This window comes from Streptosporangium sp. NPDC049644, from assembly GCF_040675205.1.
Taxonomy (GTDB): Bacteria; Actinomycetota; Actinomycetes; order Streptosporangiales; family Streptosporangiaceae; genus Streptosporangium; species Streptosporangium fukuiense.
The window spans coordinates 10,501-31,725 of record NZ_JBFAOJ010000025.1 but is presented as its reverse complement, the minus strand read 5'-3'; the positions used below and the strand labels follow the sequence as shown (position 1 = coordinate 31,725).

The 21,225-nt window shown below is 72.1% G+C and carries 17 protein-coding genes; 13 read left to right on the top strand and 4 right to left on the bottom strand.

The window, feature by feature from the left end; all coding sequences use genetic code 11:
* Nucleotide 1: 1 nt before the first annotated feature.
* A complete protein-coding gene (locus AB0J58_RS16775) occupies nucleotides 2-1,531 on the bottom strand; it encodes a helix-turn-helix domain-containing protein (protein WP_364216197.1) in 1,530 nt (509 codons plus the stop codon).
* A gap of 346 nt (nucleotides 1,532-1,877) precedes the next feature.
* On the opposite strand from AB0J58_RS16775, the gene AB0J58_RS16770 reads away from it, so the two are divergent.
* Entirely contained in the window at nucleotides 1,878-4,376 is a 2,499-nt protein-coding gene (locus AB0J58_RS16770; protein ID WP_364216194.1) for a glycoside hydrolase family 3 N-terminal domain-containing protein, read from the top strand.
* Nucleotides 4,377-4,441: 65 nt separating this feature from the next.
* Here the strand turns inward: AB0J58_RS16770 and AB0J58_RS16765 are convergent, their stop codons facing one another.
* Nucleotides 4,442-4,966: a hypothetical protein gene (locus AB0J58_RS16765; protein WP_364216191.1), complete on the bottom strand. Its 525-nt coding sequence runs from the start codon at nucleotides 4,964-4,966 to the stop codon at nucleotides 4,442-4,444.
* Nucleotides 4,967-5,052: 86 nt separating this feature from the next.
* On the opposite strand from AB0J58_RS16765, the gene AB0J58_RS16760 reads away from it, so the two are divergent.
* Complete coding sequence (locus AB0J58_RS16760; RefSeq protein WP_364216188.1) at nucleotides 5,053-5,265, top strand: hypothetical protein; 213 nt, start codon at nucleotides 5,053-5,055, stop codon at nucleotides 5,263-5,265.
* Nucleotides 5,266-5,288: 23 nt separating this feature from the next.
* Here the strand turns inward: AB0J58_RS16760 and AB0J58_RS16755 are convergent, their stop codons facing one another.
* Nucleotides 5,289-5,789: an ATP-binding protein gene (locus tag AB0J58_RS16755; RefSeq protein ID WP_364216186.1), complete on the bottom strand. Its 501-nt coding sequence runs from the start codon at nucleotides 5,787-5,789 to the stop codon at nucleotides 5,289-5,291.
* A gap of 237 nt (nucleotides 5,790-6,026) precedes the next feature.
* Here AB0J58_RS16755 and AB0J58_RS16750 point away from each other — a divergent pair, with 237 nt between their 5' ends.
* The 4 genes from AB0J58_RS16750 (at nucleotide 6,027) to AB0J58_RS16735 (ending at nucleotide 10,781) form a co-directional block, all read left to right on the top strand.
* Nucleotides 6,027-7,391: a helix-turn-helix transcriptional regulator gene (locus tag AB0J58_RS16750; protein WP_364216183.1), complete on the top strand. Its 1,365-nt coding sequence runs from the start codon at nucleotides 6,027-6,029 to the stop codon at nucleotides 7,389-7,391.
* Nucleotides 7,388-8,320 carry an aminoglycoside phosphotransferase family protein gene (locus AB0J58_RS16745; protein ID WP_364216180.1) on the top strand — a complete coding sequence of 311 codons (933 nt, stop codon included), beginning with the start codon at nucleotides 7,388-7,390 and terminating at the stop codon, nucleotides 8,318-8,320. Before AB0J58_RS16750 ends, AB0J58_RS16745 begins: the two co-directional genes overlap by 4 nt.
* A 110-nt stretch (nucleotides 8,321-8,430) precedes the next feature.
* Nucleotides 8,431-9,855, top strand: a complete 1,425-nt coding sequence (locus AB0J58_RS16740) for a glutamate decarboxylase (RefSeq protein WP_364216177.1) — start codon at nucleotides 8,431-8,433, stop codon at nucleotides 9,853-9,855.
* Nucleotides 9,856-9,911: 56 nt separating this feature from the next.
* Nucleotides 9,912-10,781, top strand: coding sequence for a class II glutamine amidotransferase (locus tag AB0J58_RS16735; RefSeq protein WP_364216174.1), 870 nt, complete (start codon nucleotides 9,912-9,914; stop codon nucleotides 10,779-10,781).
* Between the two features lie 173 nt (nucleotides 10,782-10,954).
* Here the strand turns inward: AB0J58_RS16735 and AB0J58_RS16730 are convergent, their stop codons facing one another.
* Nucleotides 10,955-11,992 (bottom strand): LacI family DNA-binding transcriptional regulator, encoded by a 1,038-nt coding sequence (locus tag AB0J58_RS16730; RefSeq protein ID WP_364216171.1) that lies wholly within the window; start codon nucleotides 11,990-11,992, stop codon nucleotides 10,955-10,957.
* A 159-nt stretch (nucleotides 11,993-12,151) separates the two neighbouring features.
* Between AB0J58_RS16730 and AB0J58_RS16725 the strand changes: the two genes are divergently transcribed.
* The 7 genes from AB0J58_RS16725 to AB0J58_RS16695 are packed head-to-tail and all read left to right on the top strand — an operon-like array spanning nucleotide 12,152 to nucleotide 21,225.
* Complete coding sequence (locus AB0J58_RS16725) at nucleotides 12,152-13,159, top strand: dihydrodipicolinate synthase family protein (RefSeq protein WP_364216169.1); 1,008 nt, start codon at nucleotides 12,152-12,154, stop codon at nucleotides 13,157-13,159.
* A complete protein-coding gene (locus AB0J58_RS16720) occupies nucleotides 13,156-13,476 on the top strand; it encodes a (2Fe-2S)-binding protein (RefSeq protein WP_364216167.1) in 321 nt (106 codons plus the stop codon). Before AB0J58_RS16725 ends, AB0J58_RS16720 begins: the two co-directional genes overlap by 4 nt.
* The gene (locus tag AB0J58_RS16715) at nucleotides 13,466-14,929 is read left to right on the top strand and encodes an NAD(P)/FAD-dependent oxidoreductase (RefSeq protein WP_364216165.1); all 1,464 of its coding nucleotides are present in this window, start codon (nucleotides 13,466-13,468) and stop codon (nucleotides 14,927-14,929) included. The genes AB0J58_RS16720 and AB0J58_RS16715 overlap by 11 nt, the downstream gene beginning before the upstream one ends.
* Nucleotides 14,926-16,146: an FAD-binding oxidoreductase gene (locus AB0J58_RS16710; RefSeq protein ID WP_364216162.1), complete on the top strand. Its 1,221-nt coding sequence runs from the start codon at nucleotides 14,926-14,928 to the stop codon at nucleotides 16,144-16,146. The genes AB0J58_RS16715 and AB0J58_RS16710 overlap by 4 nt, the downstream gene beginning before the upstream one ends.
* Entirely contained in the window at nucleotides 16,140-17,438 is a 1,299-nt protein-coding gene (locus AB0J58_RS16705; protein ID WP_364216159.1) for an amidohydrolase family protein, read from the top strand. Before AB0J58_RS16710 ends, AB0J58_RS16705 begins: the two co-directional genes overlap by 7 nt.
* A complete protein-coding gene (locus AB0J58_RS16700; RefSeq protein ID WP_364216156.1) occupies nucleotides 17,435-19,501 on the top strand; it encodes a hydantoinase/oxoprolinase family protein in 2,067 nt (688 codons plus the stop codon). Before AB0J58_RS16705 ends, AB0J58_RS16700 begins: the two co-directional genes overlap by 4 nt.
* Entirely contained in the window at nucleotides 19,498-21,225 is a 1,728-nt protein-coding gene (locus tag AB0J58_RS16695) for a hydantoinase B/oxoprolinase family protein (protein ID WP_364216153.1), read from the top strand. The genes AB0J58_RS16700 and AB0J58_RS16695 overlap by 4 nt, the downstream gene beginning before the upstream one ends.

Genomic DNA, 21,225 nt, shown 5'->3' with positions numbered 1-21,225 from the left:
TCTAGGTCCGGCCGACGGCCAGCGCGATGATCATCGCCAGCCGCTTCTCCGGCAGTTCGAGCTGGAGGTTCGTGATCTCGGCCATCTTCCGCAGCCGGTAGCGGACCGTGTTCGGGTGGACGCTGAGGCGGCCGGCGGCGACGGCCAGATCACCCTGCGCCTCCAGCCATGCGCGCAACGTCGCGATGTACTGGGTGCCGTGCTCGGAGTCATGCCGGGTCAGCTCGGCGACCGGCCCGCGGGCGGGGGTACGTCCCGCCGAGGCGGCGGCCCGGAGGCGTTGCAGCAGGATCTCGTCCCACGCCTCGTCGTAGACGACCGCCGGGGCGCCGGTGGGCCGCACCGCCCGGAGGGCGAGGCTCTCGTCGGCCTCCTGCCTGCTCGCGGCCAGCTGGGCGGGTCCCGCAGGGCCGCCGACACCGGCGAGCACGGTGACCCGCCGCGGCAGGACGTTCGCGATCGCGGCGAGCCAGTCCAGGGCGGGCGCGGCATCGTTGTCACAGGGCAGCACCGTGTACAGGGTGTTGCCGAACAGCGCGCTCCGTCCTGCCCGCGACCAGCCGAAACCGGTGGTCGCGCGTTCGAAGGCCAGCAGGATCGCGGCATGCCGCTCCTCGGCGATGTGCGCCTGGAGCGCGATCACCCGGAACCGCTCCCGGGGCAGGCCGAGCCTGCTGATCACCGCGGCCGTGTCGGCGGTCCCCTCCAGCAGTTGGATGACGAGATCGGACTCCACCTGACGCTCCAGGTCCGCACTGACCCGGGAGCGCAGCAGGTGCAGCGCGACCGCCCGCGCCCCGTCCTCCAGGATGGTCCGGCGCGTGTCGGACAGCGGGCTCTCGCACTCGACCCAGATCGATCCCAGCAACTCGCGCCCCGCCCGCACCGCGACCACCATGCGGCCTCTGAGACCGTGTGCCGGTGAGGGGTCGACGAACAGCGGCTCGTCGGAGGTCGCCAGATGGGCGAAGACGCCCTCCCGCTCGAACAGCCGGCGCATGGCGTCCGGCACCCGCCTGCCCAGGATCGTCTCCAGCCTGGCCGGATCGGCGGTCTGCTGCGAGCCGGAGTAGGCCAGGACCCGCGACATCTGGTCCTCGATCGTCACCGCGTAGCCGAGTTCGGCCGCGAGCGTGTCCGCGAAGGCCAGCAGATCGTTCGGCCCCCGCCCGGTCTGGCTGCCTTCGAGCACCAGGCCGTACACCACGCCGAGGAGCTGGCTCCAGGACACCGCCGGTTCGACGAGCAGCACGGCGATCCCGTCGGCGAGGGCCTGTTCCAGCGTGCCCTCGTCGAGGGGAGGGGTCCCGTGCACCAGCACCGTGACGGCCCGCGCCGCCCGTGCCAGGCGTACGGCGTCGGACGCCGACTCCACGCCCACCGCCAGGAACACGTCACCGGTCGCGGGGCGGGTGTCGGTCGGATCATGCACCACCACGCTGCGCAGCTCGACGTCCCGCGACGCCGGAGCGCAGCAGAGCCGAGCCCCGTAGCCGCCGAGAACGTTCACCAACCGGTCCAGCTTCAACATCTACGCGACCTCTGCATGCTCTCTGCCGTGCCCGCCTGCCGGCGGGCTTGTGGCATGAACACCGTTCTAGCAGTTCGACGGTACGGCGATCCGGTGGGAACCGCCGAGGGCGGGGTCCGTCGGTGCCTGGTCCGGCGGTGAAATTTTCACCGGGCGGCGGACGGGCCGGGGTGAGTCCGTCCAGGTGGCCCGGTGAGTGCCGGGCCGGCAGGCCGGTGGGGAGGTGGAGGTCCCTTGGCCCGCGGGGGGCCGCATTCTATGGTGCGAGATGTGGGAGCGCTCCCACAATGGCCGGCGCGAGCCGTCCGACCCGCTTTTCCGGAAGACCTCCCCGAAGGGGCCCGATGTGCGCACCTCCCTCCTGACCGATCGGCTCGGCCGGCCGGGCCGCCGTCTCCGCGCCGGGCTCGCCGCGCTGCTGCTGGCGGCCGGGATGTCCGTCCCGGCAACGGCGACGGCGACGGCGTCGGCGGCCGTGAATCCCTACCAGGATCCCGGCCTGCCGGTGGCGACCAGGGTCGCCGACCTCCTCTCGCGGATGACGCTGGACGAGAAGATCGGCCAGATGACCCAGGCGGAACGCGGCTCGGTCGGCAACTCCGACGTCACCACCTACCGGCTCGGCTCGGTGCTGTCCGGCGGCGGTTCGGCGCCCTCGCCCAACAACGCCACCTCCTGGGCGAACATGTACGACGGCTACCAGAACGCCGCCCTCGCGACGCCGTTGGGCATCCCCATGATCTACGGTGTGGACGCGGTGCACGGCCACAACAACGTGGTCGGCGCGACGATCTTCCCGCACAACATCGGGCTCGGTGCCACCCGGGATCCCGCCCTGGTGCAGCAGATCGGCCGGGCGGTCGCCGAGGAGATCACCGGGACGGGCGTCGACTGGAACTTCGCCCCTTGCGTCTGCGTCGCGCGCAACGACCGGTGGGGCCGCACCTACGAGTCCTTCGGGGAACTGCCGGAGATCCCTTCGTCGATGACGAGCTTCATCACGGGCACGCAGGGTGCGGCGCTGAACGGGCCGGCCTCGGTGCTGGCCACCGCCAAGCACTATGTCGGCGACGGAGGCACCACGAACGGCGTCGACCAGGGCGACACGCAGCTGACCGAGACCGAGCTGCGGGCGATTCACCTGCCGCCGTTCAGGGCCGCGGTGGAACGCGGGGTGGGGTCGGTGATGGTCTCGTTCAGCAGCTGGAACGGCAGCAGGCTGCACGGGAACCGGTATCTGGTCACCTCGGTGCTCAAGGACGAACTGGGCTTCACCGGTTTCGTCGTCTCCGACTGGAACGGCGTCGACCAGATCGACGGCGCCCTCGGGCTCTCCGCCGTCGACGTGCGAACCGCGATCAACGCCGGCATCGACATGGTGATGGAGCCCGAGGCCTGGCGGCAGTTCATCGACCTGCTCCGCGCCGAGGTGCAGGCGGGGCGGGTGCCGCTGTCCCGCGTCGACGACGCCACGAGGCGCATCCTGACCAAGAAGTTCGAGCTGGGACTCTTCGAGAGGCCACTGGCCGACCGGACCTACACCTCAACCGTGGGCAGCGGCGCGCATCGCGCCCTGGCCCGCCAGGCGGTGGCGAGGTCGCAGGTGGTGCTGAAGAACGGCGGGAATATCCTGCCGCTGGCCACCGGCGGCGGCAAGATCTTCGTCGCGGGCAGGAGCGCCGACAACATCGGCCACCAGAGCGGCGGCTGGACGATCTCCTGGCAGGGCTCGTCGGGGAACATCACCCCCGGCACCACCATCCTGCAGGGGATCCGCAACACCGTCGGCTCCGCCACGACGGTGACCTACAACCAGAACGGCAGCGGCATCGACTCCTCCTACCGGGCGGCGATCGCGGTGGTGGGCGAGACCCCGTACGCGGAAGGTCAGGGAGACCGCACCGGGGCCATGGGGCTGGACGGCGCGGACCTGAACACCATCAACACGCTGCGCGCCTCCGGGGTGCCGGTGATCGTGGTCCTGGTCTCCGGCCGCCCACTGGACATCTCCTCCCAGCTCTCCGGGTGGAACGCGCTGGTGGCCTCCTGGCTGCCGGGCACCGAGGGGCAGGGCGTCGCCGACGTGCTCTTCGGCCTCACCCAGCCCACCGGCAGGCTCCCGGTGACCTGGATGAACAGCGCCGGCCAGCAGCCGATCAACGACGGGGACGGCAAGACCCCGCTCTTCCCCTACGGATACGGGCTGATCTACGAGTCCGCCGCGGACACCAGCCCGCCGACGGTGCCGGGCACCCCGACGGTGTCGAACGTGACCTCGTCGTCGGTGAACCTGACGTGGACGGTGTCCAGCGACAACGTCGGCGTGACGGGTTACGACGTGGTGCGGGTGCAGGGCACGACCGAGACCACGGTGGCGACACCGACGACCAACTCGGCATCCGTCACCGGGCTGGCGGCGAGCACCGCCCACACGTTCGCGGTGTACGCGCGTGACGCGGCGGGCAACCGCTCGGCCCGCTCGGCCGTGGTGACCGCGACCACGGGTGGCGGTGGCGGCGAGGGCGGCACCTGCAAGGTCACCTACACGGTCAACGACTGGGGAGGTGGCTTCAGTGCCAACCTGACCATCGCCAACACCGGCACCTCGGCCGTCAACGGCTGGACGCTGCGGTTCGCCTTCCCCGGCGACCAGAAGGTCACCCTGCCCGCCTGGTCGGCGACCTGGTCGCAGTCGGGCGCCGTCGTCGCCGCGACGAACCTGTCATGGAACGCGAACATCGCGCCCAACGCCTCGACCGGCATCGGGTTCAACGGCACCTACACCGGTGCCAACCCCAGGCCGACCGAGTTCACCCTGAACGGCGCGCCCTGCACCGTGGGCTGACCCGCGCCTCCCCGCGGCCGACCGGCGGACCCACGCGGCCGAACGCGTGGGGCCGCCGGCCCCGGTCACCTCCCGGTGGTCGCCTCGATCCTCACCGCCACCCCGCCCTGGAGCATCACCTTGGCGTTCAGGGGCTTTCGCGCGTTGAGCGCCCTCTCCAGCTGTGCCGCGGTGCACCTGTGCGGGACCTTGCCCGTGTCGCAGATCGTCCCCCGCGCGTCGAGCACCACCGCGTCCGGGCTGAGCATGACCGACTGCACATCGCCGTCGCCGGTCTGCACGGTGATCCAGCCCGGCTGTCCCGGACTCGTGCCGAGTGGTCCGAGCAGGTAGACGGCCGGTCCGGTGTCCCCGGCGCCGTCACCCTGCTCGTCCCCCCCGGGCTCGGCGGGGGAGTCGGTCGAGTCCGCCGGAGACGAGGGCTCCGCGGTGACGGTGACGGTGACGGCAGGGGCGGGGGTGCTCTCGGATCCGGTGGGAGAGGCGGAGACGGCCGGGGCGGTGGAGGAGGCGGACGAGCCGTCCTCCGCCGAACAGGCGGAAAGGCCGGCGGCGAACGCGGCCACCAGCAGGATGTGTGTCATCTTCAACGACCTACTCATAAGCCGCAACACTCCCACGGAGTCCGGCACAACAACGAACCCACCGAGATGTTCCCGATCAAGGTGATCCGCCGGTGCCTGCTGCGCGGTGTGCACTGCCGAAGGCACGGCCGGTACGCCGAGGGGGCGCGGTGGGCGCGGTGGTGCGGCCGGCCCTGGGGGTGCTGTGCAAGGAACCCGGCCGCCACGGCGAGGCCGAGACCCACTGCCGCGGAGCGCCGGCCCGCCTGGAGCGGCACGAGGTGGAGCGCCTGTCCGCGCTCCTGAGGGCGAGGTCCGGGCGGTGAGCCCGTGCCCCGCCGGGGCGCGCTCACGTCCGGGGACGGTGCACCGGAAGGTCGAACCAGACACCGGTTCCGATCTGCCCGGTGCCGCACAGCCGGGTCCAGCGCGCCCCGCAGCGCCCGGAGGTGTACTCCTCGACGATCCGCAGGCCCCGCCCGCCGAGTGACAGCTCGTCCACGTGGCCGGGGAGCGTGAACGGGCGGCGCAGCAGACGCTCGATCAGCGGGACCCCGCCGCCGGCGTCGGCGACCTCGGCCCTGATCGGCAGCTCGCGGTCGTGTAGGACGCGCAGCTCGTAGGGGCCGGGGGCGTAACTGCCGGCGTTCGTGGCGAGCTCGGTCACCACGACCTCCAGGTCGGCGACGTCGTCGGGGGCGAATGGCGGCCGGGACAGCAGGTCGTGCAGCAGCTTGCGGGCCCGGCGGGCGGCGTTGCCCGGGGGGAGGCACCAGGCGGTCACTCGAAAGCGTCCGCGGTGCCTGCCGCGCACGCCGACCTCCAGAGCTGGAGCGTGCTCGGTGAGCATCGTTGCTCCTATCGAGTAGGACACCAGGGCCGCGGGATCGCGCTCGCTGGTCTGAATCCCCCATCCTGAGGGACAAGGCCGATATACGGAGAGTCGCAGGACCAATACTCTCCGCAGATCGGTCGGGTGATAGGTCGAGCCGATCATCTTGGGTGATCGGTCGCACCGATACGGCTCCGGCGACGTCGTATCGCCGGTTACCTTGGCGGCAAGGGAACTCGGCCGTGGGAAGAGCGGATGAACGTCAGCAACGCGAACGCGCGGGAAGTCGACCCCGCACTCTGGGAACGCCCGCAGATGCGACAGGCCCTGGCCGCCCGCGACATGGCCACCGTGTACCGGTTACTGCAGCGGATCGGCGTCTCGCAACGTCACATCGCCGCCCTCACCGCGCAGTCCCAGTCGGAGATATCCGAGATCCTCAAGGGTCGCCAGGTGATGGCGTACGACGTGCTGGGCCGGATCGCCGACGGCCTGGGCATTCCCCGTGGCTACATGGGTTTGGCCTACGACGCCTCCTGCACCACACCGGTCCCGGCGGCCGACCAGCGCGACGACTCCAACGAGGACGAGCAGGTGCGCCGCCTGCTCGCGCACGCCGCGCAGGTGACCATCGGCGCGGCGTCCGGGAACGCGGAGGAGTGGACCGAGCCGGTCACACCCACGGAGACCCCCGTCCCGCACCGCATCGGCATGGCCGACGTCGAGCAGATCGAGACGGTGACCCGCACGCTGCGCGCCCTGGACTACCGGCACGGGGGCGGGGTCTGCCGCGACGCGGTGGTGGCACAGCTGGCCTGGTCGCAGCGGCTGCTACGGGCCTCGTGCCCGGAGTCGGTCACCCTCCGCCTGCACCAGGCACTGGCCGACCAGCACAACCTCGCGGGCTGGACCTCCTTCGACGTCGGCCTGTACGGCTCGGCCAGAAGCCACCTGGCCCGCGCGCTCGAACAGGCCAAACACGCGAGGAACTCCTCGCTGGCGGCCAACGTCCTGTACCGGATGGGCCGTGTCCACCTGCACTGCGACCGCATCCTTGACGCGCTGCGGTTCTTCCAGCTCGGACAGATCTGCGCGCAGGACGCCAGCTGCGAGCGGACCGTGGCGATGCTCTTCGCCAACGAGGCGTGGGCCTACGCCCTGCTGGGCGACAGCGATCTCGCGCTCAAGTCGATCAACCGGGCGGCCGACGAGCTGGCTCGCGCCCGTGACCGCGAGTCCCCGGCCTGGGTGAGCTTCTTCGGCGCCGCCGACCTCGACGCCACGAGTGGCATGGTGCACGCAGACCTCGCCGAGACCCACCTCGACAGCCACCTCGGCATCGCCGAACGCTTCCTCACCGACGCGCTCGGGCAGCGCGACCCGAGCATGGCCAGGAGCAGGGCCTTCGAGCTGACCGCTCTGGCGACGGTGCAGCTCAGAGCCGGTGACATGACCGCCGGGATCGCCAACGGCAACGAGGCGGTCACCCTGGCGACCGAGATCCGCTCAATGCGGATCACCGACCGTCTCGCGCCGCTGCAGGCGGTCGCCATGATGCGGGCGCACGCCGGTGACGCCCAGGATCTCGCCCGGCGCATCTCGGTGGTGCGTGCGGCATGACGATGACCACCGACCACGCCGCAGAGCACGCCGCCGGTCAGGCAGGCGGTCTCACCCGCGATCGGCTCCACTCGCTGCTGGCATCCGTCTGTGACCGGGCCGGGCTCGCGTCCGGTGACGCCGAGCTGATCAAGTTCACCAACAACGCGGTCTTCCGCCTGCGCCGGGCGCCCGTCGTGGTGCGCATCGCCGGATCCTCGGCCGCCCGCTCGCGGGTGCCGACCGTGGTGCGGGTCGCCCGCTGGCTGGCCGACCACGACTTCCCCGCGGTACGGCTCCTGCCGGGCTGCGAGCAGCCGCTCCAGGTGGAGGGCCACCTGGTCACGCTGTGGAAGCACGTCCCCGAGGTGGGCCCGCGCCCCGGCGGCGGCGAGCTGGCCACCCTGCTCAGACGCCTGCACAGGTTGCCGGACCCGCCGGTGGACCTGCCGGAGTGGGCCCCGATGGCCGAGGTCCGTCAGCGGCTCGCCGAACCGGAGGACCTGTCCGCGGGCGACCACGCCTTCCTGCTGGACGAGTGCGACGAGGTCGAGGAGCGGCTCGCCGCGCTCGACTACGCGCTCCCCGCCGGGGTCATCCACGGTGACGTGTTCATGGGCAACGTCATCGCCGGGCCCAGGGGGCCGGTGCTGTGCGACTTCGACAGCACCGGGACAGGCCCGCGCGAGTGGGACCTCGCCCCGGTGGCGGTCGGCCGCCTGCGGATGGACTACCCGGCCGACGAGCACACGTCGCTCGCCGAGGGCTACGGCTTCGACGTCACCCGCTGGCGCGGTTTCCCGGTGCTGCGCCGCCTCCGCGAGCTGAAGCTGGTCACCAGCGTCCTGCCCGTGCTGCGCAGCAACCCGGGTATCCGGTCGCAGTGGGAACACCGCATGCGCAGTTTCAAGGCCCGCGACCAGACGGTCAGGTGGCAGCCGTACCGGTGATCGAGTCGGGCGGATCACCGGCGGCTGGTGTCGTACGGCGGCTGCACGGGTACCCAGCCTAGGGGGAAAGCCCAGGTGAGGGCAGTGGTCGGTGGGGGAGGGGTGGGGCGATGCCGCTGAGGCGGCCCGGTCACACCGGGCGGGGAAGCCGCGATCTGGAGGTCAACCCGATCTTCAGCCGGGAGCCGCTCCGGGTCCCGCGCTACGCCATGCCCGACGGGGAGATGGAGCCGGAGACGGCCTACCAGCTGGTGCACGACGAGCTGATGCTGGACGGCAACGCGCGGCTGAACCTGGCGACGTTCGTCACCACCTGGGCGGAGCCGCAGGCGCGGCGGCTGATGGCCGAGTGCGCCGAGAAGAACATGATCGACAAGGATGAGTATCCGCAGACCGCGGAGCTGGAGATCCGGTGCGTGGACATGCTCGCCCGGCTCTGGCACGCCGAGGACCCCCACCGCGCGGTGGGCTGTTCGACGGCCGGGTCGAGCGAGGCGGCGATGCTGGGCGGCCTGGCGCTCAAGCGGCGCTGGCGGCACCGGCGCCAGGCGGAGGGGCGCCCGGCCGGGAGGCCCAACCTGGTGATGGGCGTCAACGTGCAGATCTGCTGGGAGAAGTTCGCCGACTACTTCGACGTCGAACCCCGGTACGTGCCGATGGAGGGCGACCGGTACCACCTGAGCCCGGAGACCGCCGTCGAGCTGTGCGACGAGAACACCATCGGGGTGGTGGCCATCCTGGGCTCCACCTACGACGGCAGCTACGAGCCCATCGCCGACATCGCCGCGGCCCTGGACGACCTGCGGGCCCGTACCGGGCTCGACGTGCCGATCCACGTGGACGGCGCCTCCGGCGCGATGATCGCGCCCTTCCTCGACCCCGACCTGCACTGGGATTTCCGGGTGCCGAGGGTGGCGTCGATCAACACCTCCGGGCACAAGTTCGGGCTGGTGATGCCGGGGGTGGGCTGGGTGCTGTGGCGTGACTCCGAGGCGCTCCCCGACGACCTGGTCTTTCACGTCAACTACCTCGGAGGGGACATGCCGACCTTCGCGCTGAACTTCTCCCGCCCCGGCGCCCAGGTGGTCGCGCAGTACTACAACTTCCTGAGGCTGGGTTTCGACGGCTACCGCCGGGTCCAGCAGACCTGCCGGGACGTGGCGACCCGGCTGTCCGGGGAGATCGCCAGGCTGGACCGGTTCGAGCTGGTCACCGACGGCGGCCAGGCTCCGGTGTTCGCCTTCCGGGTACGGGAGGGAATCGACAACTTCACGGTCTTCGACGTCTCCGCCGCGCTGCGCGAGCGCGGCTGGCTGGTGCCCGCCTACACCTTTCCGAAGAACCGCACGGACCTGGCGGTGCTGCGCGTCGTCGTCCGTAACGGTTTCAGCAACGACCTGGCCGACCTGTTGCTGCAGGACCTGCGCCGGGTCCTGCCCCGCCTTTCCGACCAGGACCGGCCGCGTCACACCGCCGAGGAGGCCGGTGGTTTCGCGCACGGCGCCGGGGCCGTGCGGTCCCGGCACCACGGCTGACGGCGCCGGGCCGGGTACGGGCCGGAGCGGAGACGACGGAGAAGGAGGACCTTGGGATGTGCCGTCTGTTCGGCCTGAGCAGCACCCCTGAACGTACGCGTGCCACCTTCTGGCTGCTGGACGCCCCGGACAGCCTGAGTCGCCAGAGCCACCGCGACCCCGACGGGACCGGGCTGGGCTACTTCGACGCCGACGGCACCCCGCACATGCACAAGGCCCCCATCGCCGCCTACGAGGACCGGTGCTTCGCCGAGGAGGCCAAGGAGGTGGAGTCCGGCACCTTTCTGGCGCACATCCGCTTCGCCTCCACCGGCGACCTGGAGGTGCGCAACACGCACCCCTTCCTGCAGGACGGGCGGCTCTTCGCGCACAACGGGGTGATCGAGGGCCTGGACGACCTCGACGCGGAACTGGGGAGGGACCGGGAACTGGTCCGGGGGGACACCGACTCGGAGCGCTTCTTCGCGCTGATCACCCGTGAGACCAGGGCGCACGGCGGCGACGTCGCCGCCGGCATCGAGAGCGCCGCGCGCTGGGTCGCCAGGAACCTGCCCGTCTACGCCCTCAACCTGGTCCTCACCACACCGCGGGACCTGTGGGCGCTGCGCTATCCCGACACCCACGAGCTTTACGTGCTCCGGCGTGCCGCCGGCGGGCAGCACGGCGTCCGGCACCTCGACCACAGCGGCAGCAACGACCGGATGCGTGTCCGCTCCCGCGACCTGGCGGGCGTCTCCGCCTCCGTGGTCGCCAGCGAACGTATGGACGACCATCCCCACTGGCACCTGATGGAGCCCGGAGAGCTGTTCCACATCGGACCGGACCTCAGCCCCACCCGCCGGGTCGTGCTGCCGGAGGAGCCGGCCCACCGGCTGGGCCTCGCCGACCTGCGCCCGGAGGCCGCGGCCTCGCAGCGCGCCGACTGAGCTCGACGCCGGCTGCGACACCGGCGACGGGTCCTTGCCTGACCGGTGGTCCCCGCCACCCGGATGCCGTCCCTCATCGGGTTCTGACCGTCCTCCGGGTAAGCCGGCGGAGGCCGCGCTCGCCGCGTCCGGGGAAACCCTCGCGCGGACCGGTCCGCGGCGGCCGCCGGCGCCTACCCGGCGGACGGCTTCGCGCAGGACGAGCGCAGGACGAGTTGGGCGCCCACCCGGTAGGCCCGGCCTGCCCGCCCGGTCCGTACCGGAGCCGTCGACCGGTCGGCCCGTTCGATCTGCTGGAGCAGCAGGTTCATGGCCAGATCTCCGAGTTCGCTGGCCCCGTTGTCGACGACGGTGATGGGCGGCTGCCACCAGCGCAGCCAGGGGATGTCCTCGTAGCAGATCAGCGAGAGCTGCTCGGGAATGACGATGCCGGCACCGACGAGGGTGGGCAGCATGCCGAACACGGCCTCGTGGTTCGCGGCGAACAGCGCCGTCATCTCCGGGTTGCGGCGCAGCAGCCGCTCTGTCGCCTCGGCGCCGAAGGCGGAGTCGAACGGCCCGCGTTCGACGAGTGACTCGTCGACCTGATGGCCGCGTTCCCTCAGTGCCTGCTCGTAGCCGGCGAACCGCTCCAGGCCGGAGTTGGCGCTCAGCAGGCCGCCGATGAAGCCGATCCGCTCGTGACCCAGGTCGAGCAGGTGTGAGGTGGCCGCGTGGGCGCCCTCACGGTCGGAGGCGAGCACCGACGGCGCGGCGCTTTCGGCGGCGGCGCGGATGACGTTGACGACCCCGATGCCCTCGGCGAGCAGCGCGTTGGCCATGGCCGTGTTCCTGCCCGTGCCTATCATGATCAGCCCGTCCACCCCGTGCGCGGCGAGGGTCCGGAGGAAGGACTCCTCCCGCCGCGGGTCCGCGTCGGTGATGCAGAGCATCACCTGGTAGCCCTCGGCCGCGGCGCGACGCTGCACGACCTCGGCGATGGTGTGGAAGGACGCGTTGATGAGGTTGTTCAGCACCAGTCCCACGACATGAGACTGCTTGGAACGCAGTGCGCTGGCCGCGCGGTTGGGGCGGTAGCCCATCCGGTCCGCGACCTCCTTCACCGCCACCCGGGTCTCCGGGGCGATCAGCGGTGAGCCGCTCAGCGCGCGGGAAGCCGTGCTGCGTGACACCCCGGCCGCGGCGGCGACGTCCTTCAGCGTGATCGCCATCGTCCTTCTTTCTGGGATCGATCCCATCCGGGGGAAAATTTTGCCACAAGATCATGAACTCTTGGTGAGGTGTCGGGAAATTTACCCAGGTTAAAAACATATTTCAGCCTTGACCTGAATCTCCCGAGTACTGCAACCTAATGCAAGCGATCCCAAAAAATGACTACAACATTGATCTCCGGGGGTTCCATGGACCGCGACGACGTCACCTGGCACGGCTACTGGCCGGCCGCGCCCACCCCTTTCACCAGCGAAGGCGAGCTGGACGAGGACGCGTGGCGTGCGCTGCTCCGGCTCTATGCCGCCCAGGGCGTGCACGGGGTCCTGGTCAACGGGAGCACCGGCGAGTGGTTCAGCCAGAGCGCGGCCGAACGCCGCCGGGTCGCCGAGATCGCGGTGTCCGAGCTCTCCGGCAGGGTCCCGGTGATCGTCGGCGTCACGGCCTACACCGCCGCGGAGGCGATCGGGTTCGCGCGGCACGCAGCCGAGGTGGGCGCGGACGGCGTGCTCGCCACGCCCCCGCCGTACGTGCACCCGGGGCCCGAGGACATCCTCGCCTTCTACCGGCAGGTCAGCTCCGCGACGGAGCTGCCGTTCATGGTCTACAACTGGCCACGCGGGGTGGCCGTCGACATCTCCGCCCACCCCGGGCTGATGTCCGGACTGGCCGACCTGGACAACGTGGTGGCCATCAAGGACAGCACCGGTGACTGGCTGCGGATGCTCGGCACCGTGGAGGAGGTCGGCGACCGGGTTCGGGTGTTCGGCAGCTTCCTGCACCGGCGGGGCCTCGCCGTGCTGCTGGAACTGGGCGGGGACGGGAACATCGACGGCGGCGGCATGGGCGCCCCGTTCGCCGTCCCCTACTACGAGGCGGTCGCGGCGGGGGACCGCGAGGCGGCGCGCGGCTGGGTCGACCGGTACGCGGGGCTCTCCTCCCGGCTGATCAACCCCGACTACAGCGGCGTGTACGGCGCGCCCATCGCCCAGCTCAAGGCCGCCATGGCGATGCTCGGCCAGCCGGGCGGGCACGTCCGCCCGCCGCTCCTGCCGATCACGGACCCGGAGAGGCTCGACGCGATCGGCGCCGTGCTGAAGGAGTCCGGCCTGGTCGAAGCCCTTTCCGGGGACAACGCGGACACCGTCTCGGGGCGGGCCGGGCGATGACGACGGCGCAGGGCCGCACCGGCCGGCATGCCGGGCCGAGCCGGGCCCCGCAAACGGAGATCGTCGTCGACGGCGACCCGGTGCGGGCCGTCGACGGCATCAGCCTCGCCGCGGCCCTCGTCGGCGAGCGGCGGTGGAGCCTGCGGCGCAATCCGGTGGGCGGCGACCCGCGCGGCCCGTTCTGCGGGATGGGCGTGTGTTTCGAGTGCGAGGTGACCGTGGACGGCCGTCCGGGGGTCCGCGCCTGCATCACCAGGATCTATGCCGGCATGCGGGTCGAGACGGCCGCAGAGGGAGAGGCTCCGCATGACCGCTGAGCGCAGCGCGGCCACGTACGGCGAGGTCGTCGAACGGGATGTCGTGATCGTCGGCGGCGGCCCCGCGGGGCTCAGCGCCGCGGCCCGGCTCGCCTCCGCCGGCCTGGCCGTGACGATCCTCGACGAGCAGCCGGAACTGGGCGGGCAGTACTACCGGCGGCCCGCGCCCGCGGTGGCGAGGCACTGGGGCGACCACCGGCCCGAGGGCGGCCGGCTGATCGCCCAGGTGCGCGCGGCCGGCGTCGAGTGCCGTACCGGCCATCTGGTCTGGGGCGTGGACGACGACGGGCGCACGCTGCTCGCCTCCGACGACGCCGAGCATCCGGTGCGGTTGCGCGCCCGCCATCTCGTGCTGGCGACCGGCGCCTTCGAGCGGGTGTTCCCCTTCCCCGGCTGGCAGCTTCCCGGAGTGACCACCCCGGGCTTCGCCCAGCACCTGGCCGCGAGCGACCACACCACCATCGGGGACCGGGTGATCCTGGCCGGTTCGGGGCCGTTCCTGCTGCCGGTCGCCTGCTCGCTGATCGAACTCGGCGTGAGCGTGGCGGGCATCGCCGAGGCGGGCAGGCCGTACCGGCCGAGCCTGCGGGCGCTGGGCACGCTCGGCCACCCCGCGCGACTGCGCGAGCTGGCCTCCTACGCCGTGCGGCTGGCCCGCGCCCGGGTGCCGATCTGGCAGGAGACCGTCGTGCTCCGCGCCGACGGCCGCGACCGGGTCTCCTCGGTGACCCTCGCCGCCGCGGCCAGGCCCACGCGTCCGGTCCGCACCGTCGAGGTGGACGCGCTCTGCGTCGGGTACGGCTTCCGTCCCCAGACCGACCTGGCCCGCATGCTGGGCTGCGAGGTGCGGATCGACGTGGCGAGCGGGGACGCGGTGCCGGTGACGGACGCGGCGGGACGCGCCTCCCGGGCCGATGTGTACGTGGTGGGCGAGGCGGCGGGGATCGGCGGGGTGCACGCGGCGAAGGCCAGAGGGCTCGCCGCCGCGCACGACATCCTGGCCCGTGAGGCCCACGTGGCCGTACCGGTGTCCGAGGCCCGGCGGGTGGCGTCGGCCAGGCGCCGCCTGGAACGTTTCACCGCGCTGACCGACTCCCTCTACCCCGGCCCGGCGGCGCTGCTCGCCACGCTGGCGCCCGCACTGCCCGCCGACACCATGGTCTGCCGGTGCGAGGCGGTCCGCGCGGAGGAGATCCGCGCCACCGCCGCGGGAAGCGCCGACGGCGACCTCAACGCCACCAAAGCCTGGACCCGCGCGGGAATGGGCCCCTGCCAGGGCCGGGAGTGCGGATTCGCGGTCGCCGGACTGGTCCGGTCCGTCATGCCCCGCCGGGGCGCGGGCGACGGCGAGTCCCGGGTGGAGGTCTTCCCCTCCCGGCTGCCGGTGCGCCCCGTCCCTCTCGCCACGCTGCTGGAGCTGGCCGGACCGGAATCGCAGAAAGGCGACGCATGAGCACGCGGACCGCGGACGCGGTGATCGTGGGAGCCGGGGTGCTCGGCGCCTCGGTGGCCAGCCACCTGGCCCGCAGCGGCCATCGGGTGCTCGTACTCGAACGCGGCGCCCCCGGCAGGGAGGGCTCGGGCACCACCGCCGGCAACCTGCACATGCAGGCCGTGCACACCAAGCGCCCCGGTCAGGCGGTACCGCTGGACAGCGCGCGGTTCCTGCCGCTGCAGCGCGCCGCGAGCGACCGGTGGGAGACGCTGGAGGAGGAGCTGGAAACCTCGGTGGAGGTCCGCCGCACCGGTGGTTTCACCATCGCCGAGACCGAGGAGCAGTACCAGGAGCTGCGCGACAAGCACGGCTGGGAGGCCGCCGCCGGGATCCACACCGAGATCCTCGACGGAGACGCCGCGCGGGCCGCGCTGCCCCTGCTCGGACCGACGGTGGCCGCCGCCACCTGGTGTGACCTGGACGGCTACGCCAACCCGCTGAAGGTCACCCCCGCCTACCTGGACTCGGCGGCCAGGCACGGCGGCCGGACCGTGGCGTTCGCGCCGGTCCGGCGGATCACCCGCAACGGCGACGGCTGGCGGGTGGTCGCCGGGCGCGGCGCCGCCGAGCGGGTGGTGGACACCCCCGTGGTGGTCGACGTCGCGGGGCCCTGGCTGGGGGAGATCGCCGCCCTGGCCGGGATCGCGCTGCGGATGACACCTGTGGCGATCCAGATGCACGCCACCGTGCGCTCCTCGGCCACCATGTCCCACCTGGTCCAGCACATCGGCGAGGGACTGTCGGTGAAGCAGGTCGCCGCGGGCAACCTGCTGATCGGCGGCGGCTGGCCGGCCCTGAGCATGGACCTGGCCGGCCGGAGCGACACCAGCCTGGACAGCCTGGTGGGCAACGTCGCGCTGGCGGTCCGGGTGCTGCCGTTCATCCGGGACCTGCGGCTGCTGCGGATGTGGGCCGGGCCGCTCGCGGCCACGCCCGACGAGATGCCGGTGATCGGCGAGGTACCCGGCGCCCCCGGGTTCTACGTGGCCGGAGGCACCTACGCCTTCACCTTCGCCCCGCTGTGGGGGGAGACGCTGCGCTGCCTGATCGAGGGGAAGCCGCCGCCGGTCGACGTCTCCGACCTCGGTCCCGGCCGGCTGATGGAGCGGTGGGGTCAGGAAGACAACGGCCCAGAGCAGGAAAACCACCAGGACAGAAGGAGTAAGCGGTGCTGACATCACCTCGGCTGCGGCCCACGTCGGAGCCCGAGACCATCTGGTTGACCGGCGGGCACGTCGTGGACGTCCGATCAGGACGGATCCGCAGGAACGCCAACGTGCTCGTCGCGGCCGGCCGGATCGAGAAGATCACGGCGGACGCCCCGCCCCCGGGAGCACGGACCGTCGAGCTGGGCGGCAGGTACCTGATGCCCGGCCTGATCTCGGTGCACACCCACCTGTCGGTGCTCTACCCCTTCTCCGCCACCGACGAGTCGGAGAACCCCGGGCTGTCCGCGCTGCGCGCGCTGTCCCGGGCACAGGACGCCCTCGTCGCGGGGGTCACCACGATCCGCTGCGTGCACGAGCAGAACCGCGCCGACCTGCTGGTGCGCACCGCCGCGGACCAGGGCTGGGTGGCCGCGCCGCGGATCGTCGGAGCGGGCCGGGCCATCTCCACCACCGGCGGCCACGGCAAGGGCGCCGACTGCTCCTACGCCGACGGGCACGACGGCTTCCTGCGCGCGGCCAGGCAGGAGCTGGACGCGGGCGCCGACCTGCTCAAGATCTTCATCACCGGCGGCATCGCCCACCAGGGCGAGTCGTTCACCGGCGCGCAGATGACCGCCGAGGAGATGCGGGCCGTGGTCCGCGCCGCCGAGGAGCACGGCAGTTACGTGACCGCGCACGCCGGCGCCGGCTCGGCGATCCGCGAGGCGCTCGCCGCCGGAGTCCGCGGCTACGAGCACGCCTACGACCTGGACGACGACACGGCCAAGCTGATGGCGGACCGGCGGGTGTTCCTCACCCCGACCCTGTGCGTCACCCGCTGCCCCGACTGGATGGCCGAGCACAGCTTCACGCCCTGGCAGATCGAGCGGGCGGTGGAGGTCGGCCCCGGCCACCTGGCCAGCATCCGGCGGGCGGTCGCGGCCGGCATCGCCGACCCGGACGACCCCGGCGCGCCGGGCATCACCATGCTCGCCGGCACCGACTACCCGCCGGGCGAGCCCATCGAGGACACCGTCGTGGCGGTCCGCGAGATGGAGTTCCTCACCGACGCGGGCCTCAGCCCCCTCCAGGCGGTACGGGCCGGCACCTCCGAGGCCGCGCGCCTGGTCGGGCTGGCCGGCCAGGCCGGTGCCGTCGAGGAGGGCTACCTCGCCGACCTGGTCGTCACCGAGCGCGATCCGCTGAGCGACGTCTCCGCGCTGCGCCGGATCCCCTTCGTCATGCAGGCCGGCCGGATCGTCCGTGACGATCTGCCGGTCGTCCCCGCCCCGCAGCAGGTCCCTGGAGGTGCCCTGTGAATTCCCCCGACACCCCGGCCGGCCGTACCCGCTTCGCCGTGGACATCGGCGGCACGTTCGTCGACGCGATCGCCTACGACGAGGAGACCGGGCAGATCCGGCTGCACAAGGCCTCGACCACCCCCGGTGCCCCCGAGCAGGGCGTCCTGGACGCGGTGGGCGGTCTCGCCACCCGGCTGGACGGGGTGGAGGCGTTCGTCCACGGCACCACGCTCGGCCTGAACGCGATCCTGCAGCGCCGCGGCGCGGACCTCGGCATCATCACCAACGAGGGCTTCAGGGACCTGCTGGAGATCGCCCGCGCCAACGTCCCCGGCCAGCACATGTACGACTTCTCCTACGCCCCGCCGCCGCCACTGGTGCCGCGCCGCCGGCGGATCGGCGTACCCTGCCGGATCGACGCGCAGGGCGACGTGGTGCAGGACCTGGACGAGGACGCCGTGCGCGAGGCCGGCCGGATCCTGGTCGAGGAGCAGGGGCTGGCCTCACTGGCCATCTGCTTCCTGCACTCCTACGCCAACCCCGAGCACGAGCGGCGGGCCGCGCGCATCCTGCGCGAGCTCTACCCGGACGTGTCGATCTCGGTCTCCACCGACATCACCCGCGAGTACCGCGAGTACGAGCGGACCAGCACCGTCACCCTGGACGCCTACATCCGGCCGGTGCTGAGCGACTACATCGGCACCCTGGAGGCCAGGCTGACCGAGGCGGGGCTCACCCACCCGCTGCACATCATGCGCTCGGGCGGCGGTGCGATGACCGCGGAACTGGCCCGCCGCGCCCCGCTGATGACCGTGCTGTCCGGCCCCGCCGGGGGAGTGGTGGGCGCCTCCTTCCTGGCCCGCGAGCAGCGGCTGCCCAAACTGATCTCCTTCGACGTCGGCGGCACCAGCGTGGACTGCTGCGTCATCGAGGACGGCGAGCCGGGCGAGGTGCACGAGGCGGGCATCGACGGCTTCCCGCTGCTCATCCCGATCTTCGACATCCGTACCGTGGGCGCGGGCGGCGGTTCGATCGCCTGGATCGACGAGGGGCTGCTCAAGGTCGGCCCGCACAGCGCCGGCGCCGTGCCGGGGCCGGTGGCCTACGGCGCGGGCGGCACCGAGCCGACCGTCACCGACGCCGCGCTGGTGCTCGGCTACCTGGACCCCGCCGCGTTCCTCGGCGGCGACATGACCATCGACGCGGACGCGGCCCGCGCCGCGATCGAGGCCAAGCTGGCCGTTCCCCTCGGGGTGAGCGTGGACCAGGCCGCCGCGAGCGTCTTCCGGGTGCTGCTGGCCCGGATGGTCGGCGCGCTGCGCGAGATCACCGTGGAGCGGGCGCTGGACCCGCGCGAGTTCGCGCTGCTGGCCATCGGCGGCGCCGGACCGCTGCTCGGCCCGATGCTCGCCAGGGAGATGGGCATCGCCACCACGATCGTCCCGCAGGTGCCCGCCGCGTTCTCCGCCTTCGGCATGCTGATGTCCGACCTGGAGTACGAGTTCGCCGCCACCGTGCTGCGCTCCCTCAGCGACGACAGCCTGGCCGCCCTGGAGAGCGAGTTCGCCGACCTGGAGGCACAGGGCGACGAGGTGCTGTCCGCGCAGGGCATCAAGCCGGAGGACCGCACCCTGATCCGCAGGCTGGACATCCGCTACCACGGCCAGGAGCACAGCCTCGGCATCGACCTGCAGCCCGGCGACACCGCCGCGAGCGTGCTGGCCCGGTTCAACGCCCAGCACGAGGCGCGCTACGGCCACGCGATGGCCGACACCGGGCAGATCCTCACCCTGCGGGTGCGGGCGGTGGGACGGCTGGCCAAGCCGGCGCTGCGCGAGCTGGCGCCCGCCGGGCCCGGCGGCCCCGAGGCGGTCGGCGAGCGGCCCGCCTTCGACGTCGCCACCGGCGAGACCGCCGTGTTCCCGGTCTACGACCGGACCACCCTGGCGCCCGGCCACGAGGTGAGCGGCCCGGCGATCGTCGAGGAGGGCACCTCGACGACGGTGATCTTCGGTGATCAGCGGCTCACCGTCGACACCTATGGACAGCTGCTGGTGACCGGTACCGGAGGAACCCTGTGAACAGCCCTGAGCGCCTGGACGGCGCGACCGTCGAGGTGATCCGCAACTACCTGGTCTCGGTGGGCGAGCAGATGCGCCGCACCCTGGTGCGGGCGGCCTTCAACCCGGTGATCTACGAGGTGCTCGACTTCGGCATCTCGATCTACAACGCCGACCTGGACCTGACCGCCGAGGCCGCCGGGATCACCTCGTTCCTCGGGGCCAACGACCACGCCATCGTCAAGGGCGTGGAGTACGTCGGCCGGGAGAACTTCGCGCCCGGCGACGTCTACCTGCTGAACTACCCGTACTGGAGCGGCGCGCACTCCTACGACGCGATGCTCTTCGCGCCGGTCTTCCGCGACGGGCACGAGGGCCCCGCGGCCTACCTCGCGGTGCGCGCGCACTGGATGGACCTTGGCGCCAAGTCCCCGGGCTACGTCCTGGACTCCACCGACATGCACCAGGAAGGCCTCATCTTCCCTGGCACCAAGATCGTGAGCCGCGGCGAGGTGGTCCGCGACATCGTCGAGCTCATCCGGTTCAACTCCCGGCTGCCCGACCTGACCATCGGCGACTTCCACGCCCAGCTCGCCGCCCTGCGCACCGGCGAGAACCGGCTGGCGCAGGTCTGGGAGAAGTTCGGCGGCGAGACCGTCGACCAGGCCGTCAGGCAGGTCATCGAGCACGGTGAGCGGGTCGCCCGCAAGGCCCTGGCCGCGCTGCCCAACGGCACCTGGACGGCCTTCGACTACTGCGACGACGACGGCATCACCGAGGACCTGATCCGGATGGAGGTCAAGGTCACCATCGACGGCGACCGGATGGAGGTCGACTTCAACGGCTCCGACGGCGCGGTGGCCGGCCCGGTCAACCTGCCGATCGGCTCCACCGAGAGCCTGGGCAAGGCCATCTTCAAGGAGCTGACCACGCCCAGGGAGCCCTCCAACGCCGGGCACTACCGGGCATTGGAGATCAAGGCCGATCCCGGCAACTTCTTCCACGCCGTCTACCCGGCCGCGACCTTCACCCAGTGGAGCGCCATCGTCGCGTTCGAACTGATCCACAAGGCGCTGGCCCAGGTGATGGACTCGATCCCGGCCTCCTCCGGTGGCGACGAGCCGGGCTTCATGGCGCTCGGCCACGACCCGCGCACCGGCGCGGACTTCGTGATCAGCAACAACGAGGGCATCGGCTGGGGCGCGCGCAAGGACCGCGACGGCGCGAACGCCCAGCAGCACCCCTCCCAGAGCGTCGTCAGAAACACCCCCGTCGAGGTGCTGGAGCACAAGTCCACCGTGTTCCACGAGCGGCTGGAGCTGATTCCCGACTCCGGCGGCGCCGGCCGGTTCCGCGGCGGCGTCGGCGTGCTCAGGCAGGTCCGCTACCTCGCCGACGGCGAGGTGCTGTCGATGAAGAAGAAGAGCAAGACCCGGCCCTGGGCGCTGGACGGCGGCCAGGAGCCCGAGCCCAGCGAGATGGTGCTGTGGCCGGACACCGACCGGGCCAAGCGGGTCGGCATGTACCGGGCCGCCATGAAGGCCGGCGACCGGTTCGTGAACCGGACCGCCGGAGGCGGCGGCTACGGCGACCCTCTCGACCGCGACCCGGCCGCGGTGGTGGCCGACGTGCTCAACGGCTACGTCAGCGCCGAGGCCGCGGAGCAGTCCTATGGCGTGATCGTGGACGGCGACGGCTGGCGGCCCACGCCGGCCAGGGCCGCCCGACTCAAGAGCGAAGGGTAG